General features: G+C 53.7%; 29 protein-coding genes and 1 tRNA gene. 13 read left to right on the top strand and 17 right to left on the bottom strand.

Features of this window, described 5'->3' with window-relative positions:
- Positions 1-77: 77 nt before the first annotated feature.
- From ACL2XM_RS03300 to ACL2XM_RS03235, 14 genes are all read right to left on the bottom strand, one after another.
- The gene (locus ACL2XM_RS03300) at positions 78-989 is read right to left on the bottom strand and encodes an SDH family Clp fold serine proteinase (protein WP_413732320.1); all 912 of its coding nucleotides are present in this window, start codon (positions 987-989) and stop codon (positions 78-80) included.
- 11 nt (positions 990-1,000) lie between these two features.
- Positions 1,001-1,210, bottom strand: a complete 210-nt coding sequence (locus ACL2XM_RS03295; RefSeq protein WP_413732319.1) for a hypothetical protein — start codon at positions 1,208-1,210, stop codon at positions 1,001-1,003.
- 335 nt (positions 1,211-1,545) lie between these two features.
- Positions 1,546-1,824, bottom strand: coding sequence for a hypothetical protein (locus ACL2XM_RS03290; protein ID WP_413732318.1), 279 nt, complete (start codon positions 1,822-1,824; stop codon positions 1,546-1,548).
- 113 nt (positions 1,825-1,937) lie between these two features.
- Positions 1,938-2,603, bottom strand: a complete 666-nt coding sequence (locus ACL2XM_RS03285) for a bacteriophage antitermination protein Q (RefSeq protein WP_413732316.1) — start codon at positions 2,601-2,603, stop codon at positions 1,938-1,940.
- Positions 2,604-2,621: 18 nt separating this feature from the next.
- Positions 2,622-3,629 carry a DUF968 domain-containing protein gene (locus ACL2XM_RS03280; protein WP_413732314.1) on the bottom strand — a complete coding sequence of 336 codons (1,008 nt, stop codon included), beginning with the start codon at positions 3,627-3,629 and terminating at the stop codon, positions 2,622-2,624.
- Complete coding sequence (locus ACL2XM_RS03275) at positions 3,626-3,997, bottom strand: RusA family crossover junction endodeoxyribonuclease (protein ID WP_413732312.1); 372 nt, start codon at positions 3,995-3,997, stop codon at positions 3,626-3,628. Before ACL2XM_RS03275 ends, ACL2XM_RS03280 begins: the two co-directional genes overlap by 4 nt.
- Positions 3,994-5,949, bottom strand: a complete 1,956-nt coding sequence (locus ACL2XM_RS03270; protein ID WP_413732310.1) for a DNA cytosine methyltransferase — start codon at positions 5,947-5,949, stop codon at positions 3,994-3,996. The genes ACL2XM_RS03275 and ACL2XM_RS03270 overlap by 4 nt, the downstream gene beginning before the upstream one ends.
- Positions 5,946-6,824, bottom strand: coding sequence for a phage N-6-adenine-methyltransferase (locus ACL2XM_RS03265; RefSeq protein WP_413732309.1), 879 nt, complete (start codon positions 6,822-6,824; stop codon positions 5,946-5,948). Before ACL2XM_RS03265 ends, ACL2XM_RS03270 begins: the two co-directional genes overlap by 4 nt.
- Positions 6,821-7,066 carry a PerC family transcriptional regulator gene (locus ACL2XM_RS03260; protein ID WP_413732308.1) on the bottom strand — a complete coding sequence of 82 codons (246 nt, stop codon included), beginning with the start codon at positions 7,064-7,066 and terminating at the stop codon, positions 6,821-6,823. Before ACL2XM_RS03260 ends, ACL2XM_RS03265 begins: the two co-directional genes overlap by 4 nt.
- Positions 7,063-7,407 carry a hypothetical protein gene (locus ACL2XM_RS03255; protein ID WP_413732306.1) on the bottom strand — a complete coding sequence of 115 codons (345 nt, stop codon included), beginning with the start codon at positions 7,405-7,407 and terminating at the stop codon, positions 7,063-7,065. The genes ACL2XM_RS03260 and ACL2XM_RS03255 overlap by 4 nt, the downstream gene beginning before the upstream one ends.
- On the bottom strand, positions 7,404-8,423 hold the full coding sequence (locus tag ACL2XM_RS03250; RefSeq protein WP_413732305.1) for a conserved phage C-terminal domain-containing protein: 1,020 nt from the start codon (positions 8,421-8,423) through the stop codon (positions 7,404-7,406). The genes ACL2XM_RS03255 and ACL2XM_RS03250 overlap by 4 nt, the downstream gene beginning before the upstream one ends.
- Positions 8,420-8,596 (bottom strand): DUF4222 domain-containing protein, encoded by a 177-nt coding sequence (locus ACL2XM_RS03245; protein ID WP_413722665.1) that lies wholly within the window; start codon positions 8,594-8,596, stop codon positions 8,420-8,422. The genes ACL2XM_RS03250 and ACL2XM_RS03245 overlap by 4 nt, the downstream gene beginning before the upstream one ends.
- Before the next feature lie 277 nt (positions 8,597-8,873).
- A complete protein-coding gene (locus ACL2XM_RS03240; protein WP_413732303.1) occupies positions 8,874-9,338 on the bottom strand; it encodes a YmfL family putative regulatory protein in 465 nt (154 codons plus the stop codon).
- A 19-nt stretch (positions 9,339-9,357) separates the two neighbouring features.
- Positions 9,358-9,573, bottom strand: coding sequence for a Cro/CI family transcriptional regulator (locus ACL2XM_RS03235; protein WP_413732302.1), 216 nt, complete (start codon positions 9,571-9,573; stop codon positions 9,358-9,360).
- A 97-nt stretch (positions 9,574-9,670) separates the two neighbouring features.
- On the opposite strand from ACL2XM_RS03235, the gene ACL2XM_RS03230 reads away from it, so the two are divergent.
- From ACL2XM_RS03230 to ACL2XM_RS03190, 9 genes are all read left to right on the top strand, one after another.
- Positions 9,671-10,315: a LexA family protein gene (locus tag ACL2XM_RS03230; protein ID WP_413732301.1), complete on the top strand. Its 645-nt coding sequence runs from the start codon at positions 9,671-9,673 to the stop codon at positions 10,313-10,315.
- 876 nt (positions 10,316-11,191) lie between these two features.
- On the top strand, positions 11,192-11,563 hold the full coding sequence (locus tag ACL2XM_RS03225; RefSeq protein WP_413722661.1) for a hypothetical protein: 372 nt from the start codon (positions 11,192-11,194) through the stop codon (positions 11,561-11,563).
- A gap of 32 nt (positions 11,564-11,595) precedes the next feature.
- Complete coding sequence (locus tag ACL2XM_RS03220) at positions 11,596-12,423, top strand: YfdQ family protein (RefSeq protein WP_413732299.1); 828 nt, start codon at positions 11,596-11,598, stop codon at positions 12,421-12,423.
- 117 nt (positions 12,424-12,540) lie between these two features.
- Positions 12,541-13,158 carry a 3'-5' exonuclease gene (locus tag ACL2XM_RS03215; protein WP_413732298.1) on the top strand — a complete coding sequence of 206 codons (618 nt, stop codon included), beginning with the start codon at positions 12,541-12,543 and terminating at the stop codon, positions 13,156-13,158.
- Positions 13,151-13,642, top strand: coding sequence for a hypothetical protein (locus tag ACL2XM_RS03210; RefSeq protein WP_413732297.1), 492 nt, complete (start codon positions 13,151-13,153; stop codon positions 13,640-13,642). Before ACL2XM_RS03215 ends, ACL2XM_RS03210 begins: the two co-directional genes overlap by 8 nt.
- 1 nt (position 13,643) lies before the next feature.
- Positions 13,644-13,940, top strand: coding sequence for a hypothetical protein (locus ACL2XM_RS03205; RefSeq protein ID WP_413732296.1), 297 nt, complete (start codon positions 13,644-13,646; stop codon positions 13,938-13,940).
- Positions 13,937-14,149, top strand: a complete 213-nt coding sequence (locus tag ACL2XM_RS03200) for a hypothetical protein (protein ID WP_413732295.1) — start codon at positions 13,937-13,939, stop codon at positions 14,147-14,149. The genes ACL2XM_RS03205 and ACL2XM_RS03200 overlap by 4 nt, the downstream gene beginning before the upstream one ends.
- Positions 14,150-14,151: 2 nt before the next feature.
- A complete protein-coding gene (locus ACL2XM_RS03195; RefSeq protein ID WP_413732294.1) occupies positions 14,152-15,336 on the top strand; it encodes a phage integrase Arm DNA-binding domain-containing protein in 1,185 nt (394 codons plus the stop codon).
- A 77-nt stretch (positions 15,337-15,413) separates the two neighbouring features.
- Positions 15,414-15,509 (top strand) — tRNA-OTHER (locus tag ACL2XM_RS03190).
- Between the two features lie 109 nt (positions 15,510-15,618).
- On the opposite strand, the gene ACL2XM_RS03185 is transcribed toward ACL2XM_RS03190, so the two are convergent.
- Positions 15,619-16,560: an SDR family NAD(P)-dependent oxidoreductase gene (locus ACL2XM_RS03185; protein ID WP_410014282.1), complete on the bottom strand. Its 942-nt coding sequence runs from the start codon at positions 16,558-16,560 to the stop codon at positions 15,619-15,621.
- Positions 16,561-16,775: 215 nt separating this feature from the next.
- Positions 16,776-17,621, bottom strand: a complete 846-nt coding sequence (locus ACL2XM_RS03180; protein WP_410016769.1) for a metal ABC transporter substrate-binding protein — start codon at positions 17,619-17,621, stop codon at positions 16,776-16,778.
- Between the two features lie 283 nt (positions 17,622-17,904).
- On the opposite strand from ACL2XM_RS03180, the gene ssuE reads away from it, so the two are divergent.
- From ssuE to ACL2XM_RS03160, 4 genes are all read left to right on the top strand, one after another.
- Complete coding sequence (ssuE, locus tag ACL2XM_RS03175; RefSeq protein ID WP_413723295.1) at positions 17,905-18,468, top strand: NADPH-dependent FMN reductase; 564 nt, start codon at positions 17,905-17,907, stop codon at positions 18,466-18,468.
- Between the two features lie 117 nt (positions 18,469-18,585).
- Positions 18,586-19,572 carry an ABC transporter permease gene (locus ACL2XM_RS03170; protein WP_413723296.1) on the top strand — a complete coding sequence of 329 codons (987 nt, stop codon included), beginning with the start codon at positions 18,586-18,588 and terminating at the stop codon, positions 19,570-19,572.
- Positions 19,569-20,411 (top strand): ABC transporter permease, encoded by an 843-nt coding sequence (locus ACL2XM_RS03165; protein WP_410014279.1) that lies wholly within the window; start codon positions 19,569-19,571, stop codon positions 20,409-20,411. Before ACL2XM_RS03170 ends, ACL2XM_RS03165 begins: the two co-directional genes overlap by 4 nt.
- 6 nt (positions 20,412-20,417) lie before the next feature.
- A complete protein-coding gene (locus ACL2XM_RS03160; protein WP_410014278.1) occupies positions 20,418-22,067 on the top strand; it encodes an ABC transporter ATP-binding protein in 1,650 nt (549 codons plus the stop codon).
- 57 nt (positions 22,068-22,124) lie between these two features.
- Here ACL2XM_RS03160 and ACL2XM_RS03155 read toward each other — a convergent pair whose 3' ends face one another.
- Positions 22,125-22,937 (bottom strand): SDR family oxidoreductase, encoded by an 813-nt coding sequence (locus ACL2XM_RS03155; protein ID WP_410014277.1) that lies wholly within the window; start codon positions 22,935-22,937, stop codon positions 22,125-22,127.
- Between the last annotated feature and the right edge of the window lie 10 nt (positions 22,938-22,947).

The raw sequence follows: 22,947 nt of genomic DNA, 5'->3' as shown, positions 1-22,947 counted from the left end.
ATAAGATTGCATTTCAATTGCCACGCAATGCGTTAATCAGCATAAGCCTCAAATTTATTAGATTTTATTATTTCTAATCAATGACCATTTGGAGGAACATGCCACACCATCCGTCCATCCTCTTGATTTTCAATTATTTTCGCTGCTGAACTATTGCCGAATGTATGCATAAAACTATGATGAATAGTCAAAACCAAGTCTTGGAGGTCTTGATTGCTTTCCATAGCTGTTATGTTTAGACCGATTTGCAACGCTTTATCAATATGAATATGACGTGCATGGGCAAATGTTGAGGAATGATTATTCAAGCTAGCACAGATAGCTTCTGCCTTAGTGTGGGCGTCGGCATCCCCATCAAACATGCCAGTGACCAACCAATCGCTAACGATCGTTGTTGCCCATTGGATAGCTTTTTGGCATTCACCAATAAATGTTGGATTTAGCTTCGAAAGAGTAAACTGCCAATATGCTGCTGACGCCGGATTTTTTAAAATATCCTGCAAAGCATTTTGTGACTCTTCAAGCACTCCATGAGCAGGAACGCCCCCAACTTGAGGATCGAACGGGCCTATGTTTGATTGTTTCCCCATGATAATTTCCTTTGCACAACATGCAAGCATAGTGCCTGCAGACATAGAAATCATAGGAACAAATGCTCTGATATTTTTACCAAATTTCGCACGAAGATAATACCCAATTGATTCTAGTGCAGCTATATCCCCGCCAGGTGTATGCAATATCAAATCAAGGCCCAATTCCGGATTTAATCCATGAATTGCAGCCATGAACCCATTTTTATCATCATCTGTCATGGATATAAGGTGTTGATTTGACTGGGAATTTTTCTGTAGAAATCCTGAATAATACGCTATTACATTCCGACCTGTCAGTTGTGACATTTCTTTAATATATTTGCTTCTAACAGTATCAAAAGGGCTTTTTTGGGCGAGAACAGCCATCTCGCCCATAACCTTGTTCCAATTAGGCATGATTTATTTTTCTAATATGTATACATCTGATAAGTATTGGAATTTTTCTGATTTTGGGTGTTTTCACTGAGTTTTGAACCAGTTGAATACATAACACCTTTTTGCTCTACTATGTTGGGTGAAGAACTCATAACACGTCGGCCAAAATCATCCGAGCTTTCGTTCGGCATATATTCTGCCGGTTTGATCTCATATTTGGTATACAGTTCAGATATATTCATTAGGAACCCCTCTAGCCACAACATGTAGTGCCAGAAAAACCGAGCAGACACAACATGTAGTGTCCACCGACCATTAAAGACGAAAAAACCTCCTTAAAGGAGGTACTTTTTATGAAACTTATCGATTTAATATAGAGCCTTTCAGGGGTAACTGGCAACTAAATTTGCGTGACATTTGTAGCTTTTCGAGCATGAAAAAAGATAACTTGGATATTCTACGTTGTTAGAAGGACATTTGATAAACTATCTAACTACCCGAGGCGAGTGTGCAAAAAAAAACAAGCCTCATGCATTTCAAGTTGTGCAACCGCTGACTCCAAGCAGTACATTGAAGCTCAACGCTGTGTCCACCCTTTTTTGACTTCGAAAGCCCGCCCTAACTTTAAGCCATCGGGAAGGATTGCCCAGGTTACATAAAAATCATGAGAAGTCAGTTCGCTACCAGACCAGTCATAGATTCCGATATAACAATCATCGTCTTTATCCACCCGGATTTCCCCGATGTGCCAGCCATCGCATGGGTTGTATACGATCACCTCAACATCATGCATGTCTTCTGTTGGTTTTTCGCTAGCAGGGCGGAAAATCAATTGCTCGGAACGGCACTCAGCCATTTGAACTCCAGAAAAAGCAAAACCCCGCCGTGGCGAGGTTTTGGTTATTTAAAAAATTGGCATAATATCTAATATACTCTTAATATCGCCGATAAAGTTGATTTTTGCAAGTATTATGATGCTAAGTTTCTGTAACGTGCATCACTTCTTTTAGATAAAATCGCTCCTAGTGCCGATATATCAAGCTCGTCGCATAACACAATGAGCGAGTTCCAGTGCTGCCTGTAGTTTTTGGACCAGTTGTCTGGCTTTACCCCCACCAGCTCAGATAGCCGTTTGCTGGTATACGGATTGCGAAACATATCCCAATGCCCGGCGCTTTCCTGAGCCGCTAGCCATACCAATGACGCCAAGCGGCCGCGCATTTTTTCGGTTACCTTTTTGCCCACCAGCTGTTTTTGAAACTCGTCCCAGATAAATTGGCAGATCGTAACCTGATGCCCATAGTCCAAGTCATACCCATAGCAATACCGGATCCATGCTTCCTGATATGGTTCAAGCTCGCCTATAGCCCGGCGCCAGGAGCTATAGGAATAGGTAATGGGGTCAATCGGCGGGAATGGTTGCTTTCTGTTACGCGTTTCCGGGCAGTAAATAGGATCAGTGTCTGCACACACCCTCCTGTCGCCTAGCTCTATTACCCGCGGCCGCTTGCGCTTATACCGCGTGGAATGGGTCATCGGAGAATCCTCAAATGCAGCTAGTTGTCCTTTTGTAGCAGTGCGTATGTCAGCAAGCGCCGTTGAAACACGTTCCCGGATGTAATCAAAATTCAGCATTGCCCACTCTCCACTTTCTTATTTTTTGCCGGTGGCAATCACGCCTATCGCCAGGGCTCTGTCCAAAACACGCATCAGCATTACTGGCTGGGTGTCGTGCTCTTGTTCAAATGTCCGCATATCCCTATGCAGCTCGTCGTGGCAGCGCCTGCACAGCGGTATCACGAATAGGTCATGCGCTTTCGTTCCCATCCCACCCTGGCCGTAGCCGATGATGTGATGGGGATCATCTGACGGGTTGCCGCATCCCTCGCACGGCTGCGACTTTACCCACCGGGTATATTGCTCATTCACCCAGCGACGGCGCTTCGGCCGCAACATGAATGATTCCGGCGTTTCCGGATCTATTTTCAAGGCCAGCACCTGTTTTGCGGTTTCCTCCAGAACGTCGGTGGCCCGCCGTAACGGCTCTATATCGGATTCCCTCATAACGGATTTATGGGATTCCGGCTCCGGCCATTTCAACACCCTCCGCGCCGGCATTTCTGGCATTGCTGAAATAACGCTGTATAGGGAGGCCCACCAGCAAAGCTCAGGCAAAGTGATTTGATGATGCTCAGGAAACATAAACGCAATACGGGCTTTATCCAGAATCCACTCGGACAGGTTGCGCGCGGCTATCTCCTCCAGTTTATCCAGCGCCATATCCCTGAATGCATGGTCATGGTGCCAGCACAGCCGAACCGCGCCAGGTCCGTAGCGGCGTATTGTCATGTTCGGATCGTGATATTCGTCATTTGGCCACTGACATGTATCCGCGCGCAATGTAAGCCATTCATCAAGCGAAGCAACGCCACCCGCCGCGGCTATGACCCGGGCGTCAGTAAAAAACGCCACCAGCGTGGAATCGTCTGCAAGCGTCTGACTGGTATCAGCCATCCCACCGGTGGGGAGGGTTTTCATAAAGTCTGGTTCATTGCTGATCAACACTCGGCCTGCGGTGAACATCGGCAATAGCTCATTACCGGGCCTGAATAAAACCAAACCCAGCTCGCGCTGCAGGCAGGGAGTTAATAAAGCCCTCATGCTGTTATCTCCCTGATCGTTATCTCGGCCTTGCCGCCGGTGGTGACCTCTCCCCATCGCGCCGAAAGCTGTTTAACCTGGCTGTCGTCTACCCATATGCCGGCATGCGTCAGCGCATCGAACAGCGCTTTAAAGCAATTATCCAGATCCCGGCGTGCGCGGTTGGGAGGGTATAGCACCAGATCGATACTCACATCATGGCGCAACGCCTTTGGGATCCGGCGTAACTGCTCTAGAACTGACGCAAAAACATCGTTTCGATACCGGCGCCCGTCAGCACTGATTAAATGCCGGCCAGCCAGCGGCCCCTTATTCGGGGCGCGCCAGTAGCTGTTCACGCTGGGCGGAAATGGCAAGACCAATATCATGCAGCCTCCTCGGCTTTGGCCCGGCACAACTCCGGCAGGTTAGCGCGCACCAGCGCTTCAGCGAATGGCGGCGGTACCGCGTTGCCGCAGCGCGCGACCTGCTTATCTTTGGCGTATTTGGTGCCCTTGTAGTCTTGATCGATGATGTACCATGATGGGAAGCCCTGGGCGGCGTATAGCTCGTGGGGTTGCAGCATGCGCATGCCGATATCCACGATCTGATAATCAACGCCGGCGACCGTCACCAAGCCAAATCGATCATTAGACGTCACGGTATGCAGAGGATCGGTCATGGCGCAGCCGTCTTTATCTGTGCCGTAATACTTCAGCAGAAAGGCGCGAACCTCGCCTATGTGCAGTCCGCCGGCGGTGATGGTCGGCAAAGGCTCGGTGACAGGCTGGCCGTCTTTGCAGGTTCCGCGCAATTTAATCAGATGGGACGTGACCAGGGCAGAATCGGCTTTTGCTGTTACGGTTTGCACTGGTTCGCTGATGTCTCGCGGGCGGCTTTGTCCGGCCCGGCCGCCACATCCCACCAGTTGCGCGGATACCAGGGCATGGTGATCAACCGTTGTGACTGTATGCGCCGGCTCAGCCAGATCCGCGCCGGCCCCGGTATAATTTCCGCCGTAGTGTTTGGCAAGAAATGCCGATACAACCTGGCTTTTACCTCCACCGCCCGCCGTGATAGTACCGCTGGGCTCATCGGCGACATGGCCGACGCTGTTGCCGAATTGCCGGGCAATGATCGGGGCCACCAGAAGATGTTCGGCTTTACTGGTCACAGTGGTGAGCGGGCCTTCCGGGCTGTAGGCCATGCGGTCGCCACCGAAACCTGTCTGACCTATACGGGCGATAACCGGTGCCACTACGCAGGAATGGTTGGTATTGCATAGCGTATGCAAAGGCTGTTCTATCGACCGGGGTTTTGCCTGATATTTTGGGCCTCCAGCGCCTGCTATTACCGGGCTGACAAGCGCATAGCCATGGGTTTTTGTTATGGTCTTCAGCGGCTCATCAATGGACTGGCCCCGGAAACAATCATAAGAACCGTCTTTGGTGGAGTGGTTGCACTTAACGATAAACGGCGTCGGGTTATCAATAACGAAGCGCTGGATGCCGCGCGCGATCCGTTTAAGCGTGTTCTCTGCCAGCGGCCGCTTGCGCTCGAATATGCTCGGGCATGGTAGGGACCAGTCTATGATTTCCGCCGCGGTGCGCCATGGTTTGAGTTTCCCGCTCTGGACCTCCAGTGATTTTGGATTGCCATGAGTCGGTACCGGCCAGGCTATAGCCGCGTCATCGCAACGCATTACCATGAAAAATCGCTCCCTGATCGTTGGAGTACCAAGATCGCTGGCGCGGAGCTCACGGAACTCAACGGTATAGCCCAGCCCGGCCACCAGCCGAAGGCGGTCTTCACTGTCCGCAGCAATTCCGAGGATTTCGCAACATTCGTCCAATGCCGGATGATTGGCGGCTACGCCGGTCGTCAGCATCGCTACGAACGCCGCGAATGTTTCTCCCGCCCGAGCCGGGTCCGGGTGCTGTGTACCGTCATCAGCGGTCAGCAGCGGCCCCCAGGTTTTAAACTCTTTGACGTTTTCCAGAATCATTACCCGTGGACGTGATTTGAGCCCCCAGCGCAGAGCAATCCAGGCAAGGCCCCTTATTTCTTTTTTTACGGGCGTGCTACCTTTGGCCTTACTGAAATGACGGCAGTCAGGCGAGAACCAAGCCAGCGCTACCGGCCTGCCGCTACAGGCCACAACCGGATCGACATCGAAAACTGATTCGCAATAATGCAGCGTGTCCGGATGGTTCGTGCTGTGCATGTCGATCGCGTTCTGGTCGTGATTAATGGCAATATCGACGCTCCGGCCGATCGCCATTTCAATACCCGTTGACGCGCCGCCGCCACCGGCAAAATTATCTACGATTATTTCCTTCATACTGTTGCTCCCATGGCTGCGCTGAGTGAAGCGATTTGCTGAATAATGGAGGCTGACGGGAGGCCATCCAGCTTCATGCGGTTAATGTGATGGCGGATTTTGTTCTGCAATTCTGGGGGAAGTGTCTCAGCAACCGGCACCTGGTCGAAGAGGAAATGCACCTCTGCAGGCCATACTCGGTTATCCGTTTCCGATACTGGAATCATTTGTGGAATATTTTGGGGTGGGTTTAGGCGTGATGCCATCCAATGCATTTGTGCCAGCGCCGTTTCGCCGCGGGCGATCAAATCGTCACGATTGACGTACCCCATAGCCGGGCCGGTCCACGTTTTATCGAATACCGCGATGGCTCCGGCAAAAAACGCACCGGTGGGCACCTGTTGTTCGTCTGATGGTTTGAACCAGACAGGAACGTCAAAACCGACACGACCACGGATGAATGAAATATGGTCGGCCTGCTCCGGCCACCAAACTTCGGACGTGGCAGCTTTAATGAGGAAGACGAACCGCCCGCCCCGTTCCCGCATTTCCGCGGCGTAAGCCAGGATGTACCGCATGCCGGTAATGTACTGGCCGTCGTGCTGGCTGGCGCGGGAGTACGGCGGGTTGGCGAACGCGGCCCCGTTGAGCTCCGCCAGCCGGGCTGACCAATCCTGCGCCAGCGCATTATCCTCGGCAGTGTAATAGGCTTCGCATTTTGCGTTGCTCTCATCGGCAAACAGATCCAGAACCAGCGGGCCGAACATGGCGTTTATTCCCCAAAACAAAGCATCCGGCGTGCGCCACTGGTCGCCTATTTCCTTGAGCTTATGGACGGGCGCAGACTTTATAGCGTCCAGTGCTTGGGCGTAGACGGCCTTGGTGATATTCGTCATACCACAGTTCCTTCCGCCATATCGATTAGCTTTGCTTCTTGAATTCCAGAATAATCGCCGCAAAACAGATTGCCATAGGTGATGCAATGTGCCCGGCGCGCGGCCAATGCATCACGTTGCTTCTCTTGTGTATGAGGTGTTATATCAAGGACTGTTAACCATTGGCGCGCCGCACGGCGCCACAAATGAGACGCTTCGAGCTGTTTGGCCCGGGCGATTTCCTTTTCCAGACGTGTTGTCATGATGCTGCCCCCAGAGTTGCGGCCACCAGCCGGTAGAAATGAACGGTTTTAAGCGTTTGCGGATCTTTGATAGCCAGGCGCTCTTTCTTCAGGCCATGAATTTCCGGCTTAACCTCGCGCAGTCGCGCGCTGATTGCCGCTTGTGTGTCGGCCACGCCGTACATCTGCAGCACCAGCAGTTCCAGATCGCGCAGGGTGCGCCACGTTGGGCCGGCGGCAGCATGCAAGACGCGATTAAATTGCGATTCATGTTCTTTCATGCAGCCGGCCAGGATCAGGCGGCGGATGCCGGCGTTAATATCGGCACGTTCGAATTCGTCTACGGAAATCGTCAGTTTCATGCTGCTTTACCCCCATTCAGGCGCTGGCTGCACTCAGCCCATATTTTGTTCCAGGTGATCTTTGCGAAGTCGGCGCGCATGGATTTGACGCTTGCGCCGTCGGCCTCTTTTCGTGCGGCGGTTTCAATGTCGCTTTTGGATTTATTGTCCAGGGTGAGCCTGAAATACCGCTTGTAGGCGGCTTCCCGCTCGGCGTTGTCACCTGCAGATGCTTTTTTGCCCCACTCGGCGCGCGGCGGTCGGCCGGCTGTTTGCCATTTGGTCGCCGACTGGAGATAACCGGGAAACTTGGTCGGCTGGAATAGTGTGGACGGGCGCAGATAATCCGTCATTTTCAGATCTTCACCCCACTTCTCGACGCTGTAGTCAACCACCAGCATCAAGTCGGCCATGGTGAAATCTTCCCGCAGCCGGGCGCGGATGTTGTCCAGGGATGATTTGCTGATCTGGTACTTCGAGCCGGTTGTTCGGTTCAAGTGGGCCAGAACTTGTTTAGCATGATCGGTTATTTCGATTTCAGGGTCGGGCGCCACCGGCGGCTGACAAGGAGGTTTTATATCTGATGGATCAGGTGTTGATCTTAATGACGGATCGGGTCCAGATTCTGGACCGTCAAAACCCGGCTTTTCGCCTAAATCTGAACGTTCAGGATTTGAACCTTCAGATTTTGAACGTTCAGAATCTGAAGGTTCAGAATCTGGACGGTGAGAATCAGCCGCGGCGGCAGCACTGCGTAGCTTTGCAACGTTCAACCGATAAACGTTTGTCTCGTTGCGATTGCCTTTGCGGCGGCGTTCCTGTTTGCTCAGCCAGCCGGCTTTTTCGAGTTCTCCTATGGCGGTGATAACGGTGCTTCGCCCTGCCCCAATCTGACGGGCAATAGTCTCAACACCGGGCCAGCAAATGCCCTCATCGCTGGAGAAATCCGCCAGGCGCGCCATGATCATCAGTTTGGCGCCCCGGATACCGGCATTCGCGCAGCCATCCCAGACCCAGCTGGATAACTTAACGCTCATACCAACCTCGTGAATTTATTCTTGAATTCTTTAACCGGCAGCGCGCATTCATGGGCATATCCATCTCGCATGAAGATGACGCGGTTTTTGTCGGGGTCCCATCCAACGACGTGCACCCGAATCCCATATCTATCCCTGTAAACGCGATCCACATTGACGCGATGGTCAGCCATAACACGACCTCCCCCTGCTCGTTGAATGCGCGCCAGGCGGTTTCCAGATCTACCCGTTCCGTCACCGGCTGGTAGTTGGCGGGCTGGCCCGGCTGATTTAAGATGAAGTCATACGCAAAGGGCTGACTCCGGTCGGAATTAACGAAAGGTCGGCAGCGGAATTGCCTGCCACCAGCGTTTGCCGGTACACTGTTCATGCGTTGATTACTCCACAATATGTTTTCTCCGCGCCGACGCCCTGGGCTGCACACTCGGGGCGTCAACTTTTCTGACCTGGTCATTTGCGCGATCCTTTCTTGCGGCCAAACAGCGCCAGGATTGCCCTGATTTCCTCCTCGCGCGCTGCCAGATGTTTGGCATGGTGTATTTCAATATCCGCCGCTTCCCCTTCATCGATTACCCCGTCCGCCAATGCCTTTTGGATAATTAAATCGACCTGCCCACGTTCGGCGGCTGTCCTGATGCTTTTCTGAAAAAGCTCCACCTGGTCCAGCTCTTCAAACTTGGGGACGTCAACATGCATTCCGCCGCGGCGCCGGGAGAAATACTCAGCCAGGAGTGAAGTGCCAGAAATATCCTCCATGGCCTCCAGTTCGTGGTGCTCGAAGAAGCGGCAACCGTTTTTCTCGTAAAGGTTGTTGTTGAATTGGGTGGTGGTCATGCCCAGGGCACCAGCCATGGCAGACCGGCCGCCTGGATAGGCTTTACACATTGCTTTGACGGTTTCTTTGATATCTACCATGTTGATTTTCCTTTGGTAGTTAGTTCTGGCCTTTTAAATCTGTATTCTTTGCATACAACGAGGGGTTATAGATAAGTGCCCCTTTGGTGCGATATGCAGCTTCGGTGGCCCTGCCTTTGGGTATCAATTGGCCCGGTCGTTTTCTCCATTGGTAAAATGCTTCAGGGGAAACGCCGAAAAATGCAGCAATTTTTAGCGGGTCACCGAAATACTTTTCCAAATCGGTAGTAGTCATAACGCCTCCATCCTAAAAGTATTTAGATATTATTAGCTAATTTAATTTTGGTCAATAAAAACTAAGATTATTTAGGTTTTATTTTGAGGGCTAATCCGTGGTTACTCTAGGACAGCGTGTAAAGACGCTTAGGAAGGATCGTAAACTTACCCAATCACAGGTGGGTAAAGCCTTGGGCGTTAGCGACGTCACAATAGGATATTGGGAAAGGGATCTGAATGAGCCAGGCGGGAAATCGCTGACAAATTTAGCAAGGTATTTCGGGGTTAGCGAAGAGTATCTCCTCTATGGCAAAAATGAGGAATCAAACGTTATGCCCGCATCTTTAGGTACCACCAGCATACCCATCATAAGTTTCGTGCAGGCTGGGGCTTGGAGTGCGGAGAGCGATGCCCGCAGCCTCGAAGGGAACGTTGATTATATACTTACTGACCAGAAATTATCTCCGAGCTCGTTTGCGTTGCGTCTGAAGGGCCGGTCAATGGAACCAGAGTTTACCGAGGGTGACATCATCATTGTCGATCCCGAGATAGGTCCTATACCTGGTGATTATGTTGTCGCAAAAAATGGTTCTCACGAGGCAACCTTCAAGAAATATCGGTCGCGTGGCATAGACGCCAAAGGCGATGAAATCTTTGAATTGGTCCCTCTGAATCCAGATTTTCCCACTAAAAGTTCTCAAACAGAATCCATCTCGATCATAGGTGTTATGGTCGAACACCGTCGTTTCAGACGTCGTTAATCACTCCCTTCGTCCGCCGTCAGCGGACAAATAATTAATAAACTAAATATGTTTAGTTTTATGCTTGACGTTTAAACTAAATTATTTTAGATTTTAATCATTCGGAACCAAGTGCAGGACAGGTTATGGAAAATCTCGCAAAGCTCGGATGGAAGTGGTGGGCAACCTTAATCGGGATTCTGGCCTTTGCTGTTGTCTGCAATGTGCCTTGGGAATTGATGTAGCTGACCAGATCCCATAACAGGCAAGAGCATTAACGCAGGTTGGCATGTTCGGGGGCGTTCATGATTAACCTGCAGTGCTCTTACCGTTGTGGTGATCAGGGGATTATCGGGATATCCCTCCCGGTAGCCGGTTCGACACCGGCCGCCCACTTATACACCGAGAGAGAACGCCCTTCGGGGCACGTTGTACCGCGGCGGATGGCCTGGATACCCGCGGAATGTATACAGGCCCGACCGGTCCCCGTTAACGGACCACCACAATCAAAGAGCGCGGGCGTGCAAAACCGTATCCGACTGGCGCAAGGCTAAACTTCCGGCCTAGATACATCAATCCCAATGATGGCGCCATAAAGTGGGAAGTTCGCTCTTTTTGATTGTGGTGAATGTGCGGGCTTGTGCCCATGGAAGCCTGCTGGCCGGGATCAGCTCCGGCCACCACAAACCGATCACTGTTGGAGGTGATGTTGTATTGCTGTGTGTAGTCCTTTGGCGGTGGTGTCAGCTCTTCAACTCAAAAGGGGTGAAGATAATGTTCTAGCTGGCATTTCCGCCCTTTTTTCTCGCCTGCATAGGCAAGGGACTCTGCCCTGCCCTATGTATGTGGAGTATCACCGCGGCGTGTGCAGCGCCGCTATCAACGAGGGGTTAGCCCATGTCTGAACCAAATAATATTACCAATGTTCCAGACTTTTTTTCTGAATTAGACGCCGGAATTTTTGAAAACAAATTTGCTGCAGCTCTGAATGACGCCGCGCTCGGCGCGCTCAATAACGGCGGCAAGGCCAAAGTGGTCCTGACCTTTGATATTGAACGGCTGAATAATTCAATCGAAGAAAAACGGGTCCGGATTAAACACCGGCTCAGTTTTACCACCCCCACCCCGCGCGGGAAAACTTCCGAGGAAGACACTACCGAAACCCCGATGTACGTCGGCAAGCGCGGGAAACTCACCATCCTGCAGGAAGACCAGGGACAGCTTTTCACTATCACCGGCCAGCCTGACGGCAAGCTCAATAACCAATAATTCATAAATTCATTTATCGAAGGACTCAACACATGTCGCAATCTATAGACGCAAGCGCCATCACCCAGATCCGGGATATGTCCCTGACCGGCGAACTGGTAGGAGATTTGACCAAAGCTGATTGCCCGGTTGTCGCTGTTCCGGATGGTGTAAAGCTTCAAAGCCTCGAATATCTCCAAAATGGCCGCTTCCGCTTTCGTGGCAAAATGGCTACCGCCAGCGTTCCTGACTTTGTTCGTTATTGCAAAGAGTATGAAGGCGCCGGCGTGCGTTGCTTCATAAATGCCGACGCTATGGCTGCTGTCACTATTTTCAATCTTGGCACCCTGACGGAACCGGGACATGCAGATAATACCGCGCGCCTGAAACTGGAAAAGACCGCGCCTTTTTCCTCACTGCTGGAAATCGACGGCCGTAAGGAGGGCCAGAAAGAGCTGGCAGAATGGCTGGAAGACTGGAACGAATATTTACTGGCTTTCACCGCTGACGGTGAAGTGCTGGACATTAAAAAAGCGGTCGCCGGCGTTCGGCAGATTACGATCGAATCCATGACCAGCCAGGATCATGAGGAAAATGATTTTAGCGGTAAGCGTTCTCTGATGCAGAGCGTTGAGGCAAAGAGCAAAGTCACCATGCCGGCGGCATTTGAATTTAAGTGCATCCCTTTCGAGGGCCTGGCCGAGCGCCGAATCCGTCTGCGCTACAGCGTCTTGACCGGCGGCGATGCGCCGGTGCTGGTCTTGCGGATTGTCCAGCTGGAAGCCGTAATGGAGCAAATCGCCAGCGAGTTCCGCGATCTGCTTGTGGCTCAGTTTGACGGCACCAGCGTCGAAACCTTTATCGGTGAATTTTCCGCTTAATGTAGTGATGCCCCATCCGGGGCATTTAATAAAAACAATCTTAATTGTTGCCTCCTGGCAAGGGCTTCGCTCATCCGAAGCCCGACCGCGTGCAGGCGGATAATGTGGAGTAATAACATGATTAATACCATTGTCATTGATACCGAGGATTTGGATCTAACACCCTCAGCGGTAATTTTGTCGATCGGCGGTTTTGCCTTTGATGTTACCGACATTAGCGATACACAATCTGCTATTTTTCAGATTGTCCAGGATCCTGAACTGGCGGAATATTCCGCCCGGGCGTTCTACGGTTTAGTTGACGTGTTTGATCAACTGATGATGTGCCGGACCGTTAGCCTGGGGACGCAGGAATGGTGGAGAAAACAAGGGGAGGATGCCCACGAGGCGTTGCTCGGCGAACGCCATAGCCTGGGCTCACAACTGCTGAACCTCAGTAGCTGGATTGCACAACACCGAGAGGCACGCATCTTTTTTCGTGGTACCGACTTTGATGGATCGATTCTTGAGCACGCTTACCGGATGTGCGGGATGGAATGCCCGTGGCGTTACAACGGTAAGCGTGACGTTCGGACTTATATCGATGCGATGACCCGCGGAATGCGGGGTTACCTGAAAGACCACCAGCCTTGTTTTTCAATGATCAAACATAACGCCCTTCATGATGCCATGAACGACGCTGAACAGATGGCTATTGCTTATCAACTCAACAGCCAGGCGGTGGCCAATGTTTAACGCAGAAATTTTGGCCCAGGTGCTGGCGATGAAGGAAAGCGGAGAACTAAATAGAATGGCTGGCAGCGGCATAGCCGGAATACTCGCACAGTTCGCCCTGACGGCGCTGACGGCTGAACGTGACGCCAAATTATATGGCGTCGGTTTTATAGTAAAGGGAGAAAGAGTTAACCCGCAAGATGTCGTCATTATCCATAACACCCCGCCCACAGTCGGCAACGTGCCTGATTATTTTCTAACTGTCATGGAGGAAGTTTTATCCATATCAGATCGCAAGCACGACGCATGGGACCGCGCTAAAGCAGCTATCGCAACCTGCCGTGCCTCCCCGCAGCTGATACCTGCAAGGATCAAGTTGCCAGCGGCATTCAACGTCAAGATGGGCGGTGATAAAGCTACCCGGGCAATGTTCCAGGGCATGAATATGATGCGTGAGGACTGCATAAAGGTTTTGCGCGCCGCCGGTATCGAGGTGGAGGAATAACGTGGAAATTGATTACGCCAACCTGAAAGCAGACTACGCCGCGGCGCTTGCCGCCGGCGATAAGCTGTATCTCGGTACAGAATGCACCAAGCCAGGCCACGGCCGCGTGCGTTATGTTAGTGGCCGGTCATGCCGGGAATGCACGCGCGAAAAATGCGTCCGGCGCCATCTGCGAGATCGATCGAGCAGGACAGATCAGGAAGGGTTTACCAGGCGGGCATTCATCCTCGGAGATCCAAACCGCATCACGCAAAAATCTATATCTGTCCATCCGGATAAAGTGGAGGAAAAGCCATGACAAATAACAAATTAATGAAAGCGAGAATCTGGGGCGAGCGTGAATTTGAGAAAGGCTCTATTCCTGATACTCGTACGATCAAGCGCTGGGTAGAAGATGGTTTATTACGCGGAAAAATCGTTGATAGCTCAGTATGGATTTTTTCTTCTGAACGATGGGGTGTTGATTCCCATGTATCCCATCAAGTGAAATTATTAATTAAGGAATGATTATGGCAGCGAGACCGCGCCGGCGAGAATATAGGCATCTCCCTGACTATCTTTACTTTGATAAGGATAAAGGCGCTTATAGATTTACGTTAATAACCGGCAAAAAGAAAGACCTAGGTTCGGACCGCGCGGTCGCGATAGCTATAGCTCGTGAATATAACGCTATCATGCGTACTAGTCCCCCTATCTCTATAACTTCTTTAATTAAGGAGTCAGGCGGCGCGCATGGGGAATCAGAAGCATTTGCCCACCATGCTCAAGCTCTTTTTGAGCGTGCAGTTATAGACGAGAAACCCGCAGCCAGTACTTTGGCGGACTGGCAAAATGATCTTGTTAGAGTAAAAGAATATTTTTGTGAAATACCCGCAAGTGATATTGAATTAGAGCATGTTAACGGTTTTATACAGCAATATCATTCTGACGCTTCAGCCAATGTTCAAAATAGAAAAATAAGCTTTTTAAGCAAACTTTTTAGTTACGCAATGGATGAATCTTTGATGATGGATAATCCGGCGACACGAAAAAAAATGCGGCGTGTTGATAGCAAAAAAAGGCGCCGGTTGTCTTTAGATGATTTCCGGCGGATGCATGACGCTGCGGCTCCATGGTTAAGAACAGCAATGGATCTGGCATTGCAAACTACCCAGGCGCGTCTGGAAGTTTCACGCATAAAATACAGCATACGTGAGCCAAAAGAAGGTGTATGCGGGTGCGTTTGGTATGACATTCCACTTAATGGAATATTCGGTATGCTCTACATACACCGGCAAAAGGTTAAAGACAAAGAAGCCTCACATGTAGCGATACCCATTGGTGAAGCATTGAAAACGATCATAGACGATAGCCGTGATAACATCGCCAGCCCGTATGTAGTCCATCGTTTACCCAAGAAAAACAGCAATCCAATAAGCAAAGAAGTTTATCACCCAACACAAATCGCACCGGACTACCTCAGCCGTTCCTTTTCCAGCTTACGAGATAAGATCGGAGTGGCTTCTACATATCCGTTGCTTGAGCGACCTACATTCCATGAGATCCGAGCTTTAGCGGCTCATTTGTTCAAGATGCAGGGTCTGGATCCCCAGGCGCGCATGGCGCATAGCGATGCCAAATCGACAAAGGTTTACACCCAGAATCATGTGGATTGGGTGGAAGTACCGCATGCCGAAATCAGGATAAAAGGGTAGGGAAAAACGTACCCTAACTTATTGATGTATATGAGGTCAATTTTGCAAAGTAAGTACTGTTTGTTTATACAGTCAAATGGCATGGAAGCCAGGCGGGGCGCGGCCTGCGCGCATTTTTGAATGGGGTCATGGGGTGTCGGGGGTCGGAGGTTCGAATCCTCTCATGCCGACCAATCATCCTGAAGAAAACCAACCACTTGTGGTTGGTTTTTTTTTCGTCTGAAGCATGGTTGAAAAGCCAGGCGGCGGCTTAAGCGCGGGCGCCGGGTCTGGCGCAGGTCTTTATAAACATGATTGCCTGCCCTCCTCGTCTTCCCGTTTCATTCTCGCGCGAATGCCACCCTCAATGCGCAGGGTCTCCGCCATAGGCTCATAGATAGCCCCTTGCGTAGCGGCCACCGGCGGGGCTTTATGAACTTCGCGGTCGGCGATGTCCGCTGACAGCCGCTCGGTCAAATCCGGGAACAGATGATGGGAAATATTGGAGGAACCGGCCTTCCAGCCGACGGGCGTTTCTTCCTGTGGATTGACGCAGGCCCCGACGATGGCATCCACCACCAGCGCGGGATCGTCCATCGCCGCCATGCGCGGCGCATGGCCGCTGTAATTGGCGGCATGCAACCACCAGGGCGTATCCACCGCCCAGGGCATTATGGTCGCCACCTTGATATTGGCGGCGCTGCCATCCAGACGCAGCTCTTCGTTGAGCGTGCGGCTGAGGCTCAGCACCGCGGCCTTGGAGGCGGCATAGGATGCCTGATAGGCCAGGGGCACTTCGCTGTCGATCGACCCGGTGTTTATCAGGGTGCCGAACCCCTGCATGCGAAATTGCCGGATTGCCGCGTGGGCGCCAAACAGGAGCCCTTTCAGGTTAACGTCGATAATGCGCGCATGATCCGCCGGCGGAATATCCCAGAATAGTCCCAGGGCGCCGATACCGACGTTATTGATCCAGATATCGATGCCGCCAAACCCTTCCAGCGCCGCCTGGGCCAGATGCTCGACGTCGGCGGCGTCACTGACATCGGTCCGCACCGCCAGCGCCGCGCCGCCGGTGGACCTGATGTGTGCGGCCAGATCTTCCAGCGCCGCCTCCCGCCTTGCAGCAAGCACGACGTTCGCGCCCAGTTGCGCGAGTTTAAGCGCCGTTCCCCGGCCAAAACCGCTGGATGCGCCGGCGATGACGACGGTCTTCCCCTTGAGATCGTGCTGGTGTGCTGACATGATGGATATCTCCATTTAATTAGCGCGCTTACCCAAAATGGGGAAATCCATCTCCCTGACCTGGAACCCTGGCCAGGGGACATAGTGCCGCGCGGAAGGCTATACCGATAGGTTCGCAATGGAATACGTCGGGATAGCCTCAATATAGTTGAAGATACTGCAGCGGGCAAAACCGTGGTTGTGACGCCCACCGCCGCCACGCGGCGGCGTTAGGGTTATTGCATGCTGGCGGCTATCGTCTCGACATTGTGTTTAAAGGCCGCCTCGTAGGTCGTCGCGGGCCCGCCGGCTTTCGATAACGATTCCGGATACAGTTCGCCACCCGGCTGCGCGCCACTGGCGGCCGCCACCTGCTTCACCAGGCGCGGGTCGGTTTGATTTTCAATAAAGTAGGTTTTGATATGCTTTTCCTTAATCTGCCTGATCAAGCCGGCGACGTCGCTGGCGCTGGCTTCGGCTTCAGTGGAGAAACCGACCGGGGCGAGGAACTCCACGCCATACTCGGCGCCGAAATAACCAAAAGCATCGTGGCTGGTAATCACTTTACGTTTGTCCGCCGGGATGGCGGCGAAGGTGCTTTTTGCCCAGCTGTCCAGCTTTTCCAGTTTTTGTATATAGGCGCTCCCTTGCCGGCGAAAATAATCCGCATCCTCAGGATCCGCGGCAATCAACGCCTGCATAACATTGCGGGCATAAACTGCGCCGTTTTTGGCGCTGTTCCATGCATGAGGGTCGGTGACGGTTTTGCCTTCCTCTTCCATGTTGCGCGTGTTTACGCCCGTGGACGCGGTAATGATCTTGCCCTTATAGCCTGACGCCGTGATCAGGCGATCCATCCATCCTTCCATCCCCAGGCCGCTGACAAACACGACGTCGGCTTTATTTAACGCCTGGCTGTCTTTCGGCGCCGGCTCAAAACTGTGGGGATCGCCATCCGGGCCCACCAGGCTGGTCACGGTGACATGATCCCCGCCAACCTGTTTTACGATATCGGCCAGTACGGAAAAACTGGCTACCGTATCGACCGTTTTGGCCAACACGGCGGGGCTCGACACCATCATGGCCACCGCTAATGGTAGGGTTAAACGATTCAATTTTCTCTCCTTGCTGATAAACGCGCGCTATAAACGCCAGTTATTGTTACTTTATAACATAACATATAGCGCGATTTGCTGGCAAGACTTAACGCCGGCGGTCATCATTTATTCAGCTATAGAAAGCCAAAAAAGATATTTTTATTTTTATTACATGCGTAATAAGGTGGTTGCGCATATGTAATGGCGCTGTATTTATTTTGAGATATTTTGTATTGGCAGAATATGATGATTGTTTCAAGGAGCTGTAATGAATGTTATTACCCTGGCCGGTAGTCCGCGTTCGCCCTCGCGTTCGGCGGCGCTGTTGACTATCGCCCAGCGCTGGCTGGAGGGACGGGGTATTAAGGTTACCCCCTGGAATGTGTTTAATTTTAACGCGGAAGATTTGCTGTACGCGCATTTCGACAGCCCCGCGCTCAATGACTTTGTCAGGCAGCTTGCCGGAGCCGATGGCGTGATTATCAGCACGCCTATTTATAAAGCCTCGTTCAGCGGCGCGCTGAAAACCCTGCTGGATCTGCTGCCGGAGCGCGCGTTCGAGCATAAAGTGGTGTTGCCGCTGGCCACCGGCGGCTCGGCAGGGCATATGCTGGCGCTGGATTATGCCCTCAAGCCGGTGCTTAACGCGCTGAAAGCCCAGGAGATCCTGCACGGCGTTTTCTCAGAAGACAGCCAAATCACCCGCTACGATGGCGATCCGTTGTTAAGCGCCGCGCTTGAAGGCAGATTGCTGGAATCCCTGGAGACCTTTACCCGCGCGCTGGAAAGGCAATCGCAATTCAGCCCCTTGCATATCTCATCCGCCTCGTAGGCCTCGGCAGCGGCCGCTGACAGGCGCGACGTGGAGAATAGAGTAAACCTTATGAAATTAGCTTGGTTTAATGACGGTAAACACCCCATATCCTTATTTTTAACGGGAGGATAAGCGATGCAGGGGAGAATTGGCTATATAGGCTGGCGGCTGTTCCAGATTTTGCCCACCACGTTTACCATTGTGCTGTTGGCCTTTGTGTTAATGAAATTAGCGCCCGGGGATGTTATTGATGTCGTGGCGGGAGAATCAGGCGGGGCCACGCCGGAATATATGGCGGAAATGCGTGAATTATATGGGCTGAATATTCCGATCTGGCAGCAGTTTATTCATTATCTCGAGTCGCTGGCGCATTTCGACCTGGGCTATTCCTTTCGGGAAAACACGCCCGTTGCCGATTTAATCCTCAGCCGGTTGTCCGCGACCATTACCCTGTCGTTGACGGCGATTATTTTCGCCCTGTTGGTTGGCGTGTTGCTGGGCATTATTGCCGCGCGCTACCGTGGTTCCTTCTTGGACGGGCTGATCTCGGTTTTTTCCACCATCGGTTTTGCCACGCCTTTATTCTGGATTGGCTTGTTGCTGATCGTCGTATTTTCCATTAATTTGCGCTGGTTTCCGGTGAGCGGCATCGCCACCGTCGGCGCCGACTACGCCAGTCAGGTCTATTACCTGCTGGACGTAGCAAGGCATTTGATCCTGCCGGCGTTATCGCTGAGCCTGTTCTTTCTGTCGATGTATGTCCGCATCACCCGTTCCTCAATGCTGGAAGTCTATGGACAGGACTTTGTGCGCACGGCCAGGGCCAAAGGATTAAGCGAATGGCGGGTAATATTCGGCCATATCCTGCGTAATGCCGCGCTGCCGATTATTACCATTACCGGCCTGGAAATCGGCGGACTGCTCAGCGGTTCGGTGGTGGTGGAAACCGTCTTCGGCTGGCCGGGTATCGGCCGGCTGGCCTACGACGCGGTATTTTCCCGCGACCTCAACCTGCTGCTGGGCATTTTCTTGCTCAGCTCCTTTCTGGTGGTGCTGATGAATCTGCTGGTGGATTTGATCTATGTCGCGCTGGATCCGCGCATCGGGAGACGCCGCCCATGATATCTCGCGGTTTTCGCGCGCGGCTGGCCCGCTCATATTCCACGCAGATTGGCCTGCTGTTATTGTTGCTGATCCTGTGCGGCGCGGCGGCGGCGTCCTATTTTTTCCCCGGCGACCCGCGCAATATGGTCGGCAGCCCGACGATTTGGCCCGGCGCCGATGCCCGGTTTCCCCTCGGTACCGACATGATGGGCCGCGATATGCTTTCCGGCCTGCTGTATGGCGCCCGCACCTCGCTGATGATCGGCCTGTTCGCCACCGCGCTTTCCGTGGTGCTCGGTATTGTCATCGGCGTGATCGCGGGTTATTTCGGCGCATCCTGGGTTGACGATATCCTGATGCGCCTGACCGAAGTGTTCCTGACCATGCCGCGCTTACTCTTTGCCATCGCCCTGGTGATGGTGCTGGGTCCCTCGACATTCAGCATTTCCCTGGCGCTGGGCGCGACCTCCTGGCCGCAAATCGCGCGCCTGGTGCGCGGCGAGGCGCTGCGCGTGCGCGAAATGGAGTTCGTGCGCGCCGCCGCCACCATCGGGCTTGGACACCTGCGCATCATCACCCGCCATGTCTTGCCCAACAGCATCGCGCCGGTGATGGTGGCCTCGTCGGTACTGGTGGCGCAGGTTATTTTATCCGAGGCGTCGTTATCCTTTCTCGGACTTGGCGATCCCAGCGTGGTGACCTGGGGGGGCATGGTCGGCTCAGGGCGCGAGGTGCTGCGTACCGCCTGGTATATGACCGCCCTGCCCGGCCTGGCTATTTTCGTGACCGTTATGGGCTTTATGCTGATCGGCAACGGCCTGAACGATATTTATAACCCACGCCTGCATAGGAAGTAGATTACGATGGCAACAGAAGAGAAACCGACCGCCGCCGTCGACGGACCGATACCGCTCAAGCTGCTTGACGTGCGGGATTTACGTATTGGTTTTAATGGCGAAGAGATTGTGCACGGCATTTCTTTTCATATTAAGCCGCATGAAAAGGTCGCCCTGGTGGGCGAGTCCGGATCGGGTAAAAGCGTGAGCGCCATGAGTTTATTACACCTGATCCCCGGCGCCAGCGTGTCCGGACAGGCGCTGTACGGCAATACCGATCTGCTCAAGCTGCCCGAGGCGGACGTACGCGCCGTCAGCGGCAAGGATATTTCGATGATTTTCCAGGAGCCGATGACGGCGCTTAATCCCCTGCATCGGGTCGGGGAACAGATTGCCGAAGTTTACCGGCTAAAGCGGCGGATGGGCCGTAAGGACGCCTGGGAGCATGCCGTGGCCCGGCTCGCGGAAACCGGCATCGCCGAGCCGGAACGGCGCGCCAATGCCTATCCGCACCAGCTTTCCGGCGGGCAGCGCCAGCGCGCCATGATAGCCATGGCGCTGGCCGGCGAGCCCAAACTGCTGCTGGCTGACGAACCGACCACCGCGCTGGATGTGACCCTGCGGCTGCAAATCCTTGAACTGTTGTCCGCTTTGCAGCGCAAGAACGGGTTATCCATCCTGCTTATTACCCACGACCTGCACCTGGTGCGCCGTTTCGCCGATCGGGTCATTGTCATGGAAGCCGGCAATATCGTGGAAGTCGCCCCGACCGAACAGCTGTTCCAGGCGCCAAAACATCCCTACACCCGTCAGTTGATCAACAGCCGTCCGCAACGGGACATCGGCGCCGTCGCCGCAGACGACGCCGGGCAGCACCCGCGCCTGGAGGGCAAAGACCTGCAGATAAGCTACCCGGTTTCGCATCCGGGAATAGGCAACTGGTTCCGGCGCCACCGATTCCAGGCGGTCAAAAATGCCGACTTCGTGTTGCGGCGCGGACAAACCCTGGGCGTTATCGGCGAGTCCGGTTCAGGCAAAAGCACGCTGGCCGCCGCGGTGCTGGGACTGATGGATCATGAAGGCTCGCTGCTTATCGACGGCATGTCGTGGCAGCAGGCCAATGCGCACTCTTCCCTGGCGCGCCGGTCGCAACGGCGCAAAATACAGGCGGTATTCCAAGACCCCTTCTCTTCCCTGTCCCCGCGCCTGAATATTGCCCAGGTGGTGGGCGAAGGCCTGCATTTCCATCATCCCGAACTGTCGGCGCGGGAGCGGGAGCGGCGTATTACCGCGATCCTCGGCGAGGTGGGTCTTAACGAAACCCAGTTTCCGGGGCTGCTGCACCGGTATCCCCATGAATTTTCGGGCGGCCAGCGCCAGCGCATCGCCATTGCGCGGGCGCTGATTATCAACCCCGATATTCTGGTGCTGGACGAGCCTACCAGCGCTCTGGACGTTACCATCCAGCGGCAAATCATTACCCTGCTGCAGCGACAGCAGCGCGCGCATGGTCTGAGCTATCTGATCATTACCCATGATGTGGCGGTGGTGGCCGCCATGGCGCACCGGATTATCGTCATGAAGGAGGGTAACGTGGTCGAGGCGGGGGACGCCATGACCCTGCTAAACGCCCCGGTCCATCCCTATACGCGCAGCCTGATCCTGGCGGCGGCCTGATACCCCGGCACGCGCAGGCGCCAGGGGCGGGCGCCTGCGCCGCTGGCCGGCATACGCCTAAAAAACGGGATGCTGCCCGCCGTCCACGGCGATAAACGCGCCGACCACATAACTGGCGCGTTCGCTGGCCAGGAACAACACCACGTCGGCAACCTCCTCGGGACGGCCGAAACGGCGCAAGGGCAATCCGTCGCTGAGCCGGCTTAGCGCCTCCCCGGGCGTTATCCCCAGGCGCCGGGCTTCATGATCGACGGTCTGATCAATGCGATCGGTTAGGGTATATCCCGGATTGACGGCATTAAGCCGGATGCCGTAACGCGCGTAATACTGTCCGAGTCCCAGGGTGGACAACAGCAGCGCCGCATTGGCCGCACCACCCGCCACATGCGACGGATGCGGCACCCGCGCGCCGGTGCCGATAATATTGACCACGGCGCCTACCTGGCGCGCCGGCGCGCCGGCGCCCGCGGCCTGCGCCACCCAGCGTTTGAGCACCGCGTCCTGGGCGTGGATATAGGTATAATATTTGGCGTCCATGGCGGCATGCCAGGCGGCGCTGTCGAGGGATTCCGGCGGGTTGCGGCGCGCGGCGCCCGCGCTGTTCACCAGGATATCAATCGGCCCCAACTGCCGGGCCAGCTGTTCGACGGCGGCCTCCGCCTCATCGCTGTGGCTAAGATCGGCACGCGCCACGGCAATCTCCGGCCCGTCATCCGCCAGCGCCAGCCGCGCCTGCGCCAGATTGCGCGTATCCCGCGATACGATGCCCACCCGCGCGCCCTCGCGCAAAAAAGCCCGGGCGACGGCCAGGCCGATGCCTTTGCTGCCGCCGGTGACCAGCACCACTTTCCCCGCTAATCCGAGTTCCATAACCCCGCTC

It is taken from the genome of Sodalis sp. RH20 (assembly GCF_047324205.1).
Classification (GTDB): Bacteria; Pseudomonadota; Gammaproteobacteria; order Enterobacterales; family Enterobacteriaceae; genus Acerihabitans.
The sequence above is the reverse complement of the archived record's forward strand: the minus strand, read 5'-3'. Positions and strand labels throughout refer to the sequence as shown.

What these genes read in the sequence shown, in the direction of transcription:
- ACL2XM_RS03215 (WP_413732298.1), top strand. Translation starts at nt 12,541, where the DNA reads ATGATTAATACCATTGTCATTGATACCGAGGATTTGGATCTAACACCC.
- ACL2XM_RS03290 (WP_413732318.1), bottom strand. Translation starts at nt 1,824, where the DNA reads ATGGCTGAGTGCCGTTCCGAGCAATTGATTTTCCGCCCTGCTAGCGAA.
- ACL2XM_RS03235 (WP_413732302.1), bottom strand. Translation starts at nt 9,573, where the DNA reads ATGACTACTACCGATTTGGAAAAGTATTTCGGTGACCCGCTAAAAATT.
- ACL2XM_RS03265 (WP_413732309.1), bottom strand. Translation starts at nt 6,824, where the DNA reads ATGACGAATATCACCAAGGCCGTCTACGCCCAAGCACTGGACGCTATA.
- ACL2XM_RS03255 (WP_413732306.1), bottom strand. Translation starts at nt 7,407, where the DNA reads ATGAAACTGACGATTTCCGTAGACGAATTCGAACGTGCCGATATTAAC.
- ACL2XM_RS03220 (WP_413732299.1), top strand. Translation starts at nt 11,596, where the DNA reads ATGTCGCAATCTATAGACGCAAGCGCCATCACCCAGATCCGGGATATG.
- ACL2XM_RS03300 (WP_413732320.1), bottom strand. Translation starts at nt 989, where the DNA reads ATGCCTAATTGGAACAAGGTTATGGGCGAGATGGCTGTTCTCGCCCAA.
- ACL2XM_RS03155 (WP_410014277.1), bottom strand. Translation starts at nt 22,937, where the DNA reads ATGGAACTCGGATTAGCGGGGAAAGTGGTGCTGGTCACCGGCGGCAGC.
- ACL2XM_RS03225 (WP_413722661.1), top strand. Translation starts at nt 11,192, where the DNA reads ATGTCTGAACCAAATAATATTACCAATGTTCCAGACTTTTTTTCTGAA.
- ACL2XM_RS03165 (WP_410014279.1), top strand. Translation starts at nt 19,569, where the DNA reads ATGATATCTCGCGGTTTTCGCGCGCGGCTGGCCCGCTCATATTCCACG.
- ACL2XM_RS03275 (WP_413732312.1), bottom strand. Translation starts at nt 3,997, where the DNA reads ATGATATTGGTCTTGCCATTTCCGCCCAGCGTGAACAGCTACTGGCGC.
- ssuE (WP_413723295.1), top strand. Translation starts at nt 17,905, where the DNA reads ATGAATGTTATTACCCTGGCCGGTAGTCCGCGTTCGCCCTCGCGTTCG.
- ACL2XM_RS03170 (WP_413723296.1), top strand. Translation starts at nt 18,586, where the DNA reads ATGCAGGGGAGAATTGGCTATATAGGCTGGCGGCTGTTCCAGATTTTG.
- ACL2XM_RS03240 (WP_413732303.1), bottom strand. Translation starts at nt 9,338, where the DNA reads ATGGTAGATATCAAAGAAACCGTCAAAGCAATGTGTAAAGCCTATCCA.
- ACL2XM_RS03160 (WP_410014278.1), top strand. Translation starts at nt 20,418, where the DNA reads ATGGCAACAGAAGAGAAACCGACCGCCGCCGTCGACGGACCGATACCG.
- ACL2XM_RS03180 (WP_410016769.1), bottom strand. Translation starts at nt 17,621, where the DNA reads ATGATGGTGTCGAGCCCCGCCGTGTTGGCCAAAACGGTCGATACGGTA.
- ACL2XM_RS03200 (WP_413732295.1), top strand. Translation starts at nt 13,937, where the DNA reads ATGACAAATAACAAATTAATGAAAGCGAGAATCTGGGGCGAGCGTGAA.
- ACL2XM_RS03210 (WP_413732297.1), top strand. Translation starts at nt 13,151, where the DNA reads ATGTTTAACGCAGAAATTTTGGCCCAGGTGCTGGCGATGAAGGAAAGC.
- ACL2XM_RS03280 (WP_413732314.1), bottom strand. Translation starts at nt 3,629, where the DNA reads ATGAGGGCTTTATTAACTCCCTGCCTGCAGCGCGAGCTGGGTTTGGTT.
- ACL2XM_RS03250 (WP_413732305.1), bottom strand. Translation starts at nt 8,423, where the DNA reads ATGAGCGTTAAGTTATCCAGCTGGGTCTGGGATGGCTGCGCGAATGCC.
- ACL2XM_RS03245 (WP_413722665.1), bottom strand. Translation starts at nt 8,596, where the DNA reads ATGGCTGACCATCGCGTCAATGTGGATCGCGTTTACAGGGATAGATAT.
- ACL2XM_RS03185 (WP_410014282.1), bottom strand. Translation starts at nt 16,560, where the DNA reads ATGTCAGCACACCAGCACGATCTCAAGGGGAAGACCGTCGTCATCGCC.
- ACL2XM_RS03295 (WP_413732319.1), bottom strand. Translation starts at nt 1,210, where the DNA reads ATGAATATATCTGAACTGTATACCAAATATGAGATCAAACCGGCAGAA.
- ACL2XM_RS03270 (WP_413732310.1), bottom strand. Translation starts at nt 5,949, where the DNA reads ATGAAGGAAATAATCGTAGATAATTTTGCCGGTGGCGGCGGCGCGTCA.
- ACL2XM_RS03260 (WP_413732308.1), bottom strand. Translation starts at nt 7,066, where the DNA reads ATGACAACACGTCTGGAAAAGGAAATCGCCCGGGCCAAACAGCTCGAA.
- ACL2XM_RS03285 (WP_413732316.1), bottom strand. Translation starts at nt 2,603, where the DNA reads ATGCTGAATTTTGATTACATCCGGGAACGTGTTTCAACGGCGCTTGCT.
- ACL2XM_RS03195 (WP_413732294.1), top strand. Translation starts at nt 14,152, where the DNA reads ATGGCAGCGAGACCGCGCCGGCGAGAATATAGGCATCTCCCTGACTAT.